At 70.7% G+C, this 2,873-nt stretch carries 4 protein-coding genes; all 4 read left to right on the top strand.

Features of this window, described 5'->3' with window-relative positions:
* The first annotated feature begins 24 nt into the window (after positions 1–24).
* The gene (locus SSOG_RS32390; RefSeq protein ID WP_009718483.1) at positions 25–930 is read left to right on the top strand and encodes a bifunctional DNA primase/polymerase; all 906 of its coding nucleotides are present in this window, start codon (positions 25–27) and stop codon (positions 928–930) included.
* On the top strand, positions 927–1,289 hold the full coding sequence (locus tag SSOG_RS32385) for a hypothetical protein (protein WP_009718482.1): 363 nt from the start codon (positions 927–929) through the stop codon (positions 1,287–1,289). The genes SSOG_RS32390 and SSOG_RS32385 overlap by 4 nt, the downstream gene beginning before the upstream one ends.
* Positions 1,286–2,539: a DUF3631 domain-containing protein gene (locus SSOG_RS32380; protein ID WP_009718481.1), complete on the top strand. Its 1,254-nt coding sequence runs from the start codon at positions 1,286–1,288 to the stop codon at positions 2,537–2,539. The genes SSOG_RS32385 and SSOG_RS32380 overlap by 4 nt, the downstream gene beginning before the upstream one ends.
* 142 nt (positions 2,540–2,681) lie before the next feature.
* Positions 2,682–2,873 (top strand): helix-turn-helix domain-containing protein (locus SSOG_RS32375; protein ID WP_039939212.1); only part of this gene is annotated, 192 nt, incomplete at its 3' end.

Below are 2,873 nucleotides of genomic sequence, written 5' to 3'. Positions count from 1 at the left end.
ACAGACCTGTTGGAGGTCTCCAGCATGCCCTACGACGAGTACGGCAACCCCTTCCGCAACTCCGCGTTCAACGCCGCTGGGCGCGGATGGCACGTCTTCCCGCTCCGCCCCGACAGCAAGACCCCCGCCCTGCACGGTGCGGACCGCTGCCCGCGCAAGGGAGACTGCGCGTCCGGTCACCGCAAGTGGGAGGAGCGCGCGACCGACAAGCCCGAGCAGATCGCGGCGTGGTGGTCACGCCACTGGTACAACGTCGCCGTAGCGACCGGCCCGTCTGGCCTGGTCGTCATCGACCTGGACGTGCCCAAGGACAACAGCAGTGCGGACACGCCTTTCGGCGTGGAGACCTTCAAGGCGCTCTGCGAGCGCGCCGGACAGCCCGTCCCGGCCACCTACCGGGTGCGGACCGCGAGCAGTGGGTGGCATCTGTATTTCACCGCTCCGCCCGGCGTCCAGCTGGCCAACACTGCGGGCAAGCTCGGGCCGCTGATCGACACCCGCGCGTGGGGCGGCTACGTGGTCGCGGCGGGCAGCGCCATCAACGGGGGCGTCTATGCCGACAGCGGGGTGCATGTCGCCCCGCTGCCCGAATGGCTCTGCGCCCGCCTGACCGCCCGCCCGCAGCCGCAAGGGCACGTGGCCGTTCCGTCGTCCTCTCGGGCCTCTCGCTACGCCACAGTCGCCCTGAAGGCGGAGACTGCGGCGGTCGCGGGGGCCGAAGTGGGGCAGCGCAACCACACGTTGGTGCGCGCCGCTCGCGCCCTGGGTCGGCTGATCGCCTCGGGCGACCTCGCCCGCGCTGAGGTGGAGGAGGCTCTTAATGGGGCGGGGGAGCGGGCCGGACTGCGGCCGTACGAGTGCGGCCCGGTCATCACCAGCGCCCTGAACTGGTCCATCGCCCACAACCCGCAGAGGGGCCGGGCCGCATGACCAGGGCACACCATCACCCCATTAAGAGCCTGCCCAGCACCGCCGACCAGGCCAGCCCCGCCGAACCGCCCCTGCTCCCGGACGGCCATAGCGCGCCGAGGGTCGTCGGCCGTAAGGCCGTCCTTTCTGCTGTTCGTCCTGACCCGCAGCAGGTCACGGTGACCGGCATCATGCCGGGCCTTCAGGTCTGTGGCCTGCTGGATCGCGTGCCCGTCGCGGACTGGTTGTGCCGCTGCGGCCACCACGAACGCGCCCGCGGCCACGAAGCCGTCACCAAGCTGACCACCCGCGCCCGCGTCGGCACCTGCCCCCACCGCGCCCCGGCCGCCGCCGAGACTGAAAGGAGGACCGCCGCATGACCACCACGCCGGACAACGCGCCCACCATCGACGGTGCCGCGCTGCTGGACCAGGTCGAGGCGTTTCACCGCCGCTTCAACGCCTTCCCCTCCGAAGCCGCCTACGTCGCCGTCGTGCTGTGGGACGCCCACGCCCACCTGCTCGACGCGTTCGACTCCACCCCGCGCCTGGCGTTCCTCTCCCCGGAACCCGGCAGCGGGAAGTCCCGCGCGCTGGAGATCGTGGAAACCCTCGTCCCGCACCCCATGGTCGCGGTCAACGCCTCCGCCGCCGCCCTCTTCCGCGCCGTATCCGGCATGGACGGACGGCCCACCATCCTCTTCGACGAGATCGATACGGTCTTCGGCCCCAAAGCCGGGGACAACGAGGATCTGCGCGGATTCCTCAACGCCGGTCACCGCCGCTCCGGCGTCACCTATCGCTGTGTTGGCGACGGCGCCAACCAGAGCGTGCAAGCCTTCCCCTCGTACTGCGCGGTGGCCATGGCCGGACTCGGCTCCCTGCCCGACACGATCCTGACCCGCTCCGTCATCATCCGCATGCGCCGCCGCGCCCCCAACGAGCCGGTGGAACCCTTCCGGCAGCGCACCCACGAGAAGCAGGGGCACGCACTGCGAGACCAGCTCGCCCAGTGGGCCAACAGCGTGCGCAGGTCCGTGGAAGGCACCTGGCCCGCCATGCCCGATGGCGTCACCGACCGGCCCGCCGACGTCTGGGAGCCCCTGCTCGCCATCGCCGACGCGGCCGGTGGCGCCTGGCCCGAGCGCGCCCGCGCCGCATGCGTGGAGCTGGTCACCGCCGCCAAGGAGGACGACAAGGCATCCCTGGGCATCCGGCTGCTGACCGACCTGCGCGACGCGGTGTTCTGCGGAGCCGACCGGATGCCCACCGCCGTGATCCTCGAATGCCTCAACGGCATCGAGGACGCCCCCTGGGGCGACATGGGCGGCAAACCGCTCACCTCCCGCGGACTCTCCCGAATGCTCGGCGAGTACGTCACCGGCAACAACAAGCCCATCAAACCGCGGCCCATCCGCACCGCCGCCGGGGTCCCCCGCGGCTACTACGCCGAAGACCTCGCCGATGCATGGACCCGGTACTGCCCCCCACCCCCGCAGAAGTCCGCTACAGCCGCTACATCCGCTACATCCCAGGTCAACGACGGTGCAGATGTAGCGGAAGAGCTACCAGGCATCCGCTACATCACCGCCGAACCCGCTACGGCGCCCACCACCGTCCGCACCGCGTAGCGGCACCTATCCGCTACATCCCACGCATCCGCTACACAAAACAGGCCCCTGACCTGCGGTGTAGCGGATGTAGCGGATGTAGCGGATCCCAGAGAGGGGCGGGCAACACCCCGCCCCACCGCTGCGGAGGAGAGACCGACACATGGCAGAGGCATCCGCCAGAGCCACACTGCGGGCCGGGCTCCCGGACCGCTACCTGACTCCCGACGACATCGCCGAACTCTTCGAAGTGCCCAAAGAGACCGTCTACCAGTGGCGCAAGAAGCGCATCGGCCCGCCCGGCTTCCGCGTCGGCAAGCACATCCGCTACGACCCCGCCGCCGTCCAGCGCTGG

The organism is Streptomyces himastatinicus ATCC 53653, from assembly GCF_000158915.1.
Lineage (GTDB): Bacteria > Actinomycetota > Actinomycetes > Streptomycetales > Streptomycetaceae > Streptomyces > Streptomyces himastatinicus.
Note: the sequence above shows the minus strand (reverse complement) of the source record. Positions and strands in the feature narration are given on the sequence as shown.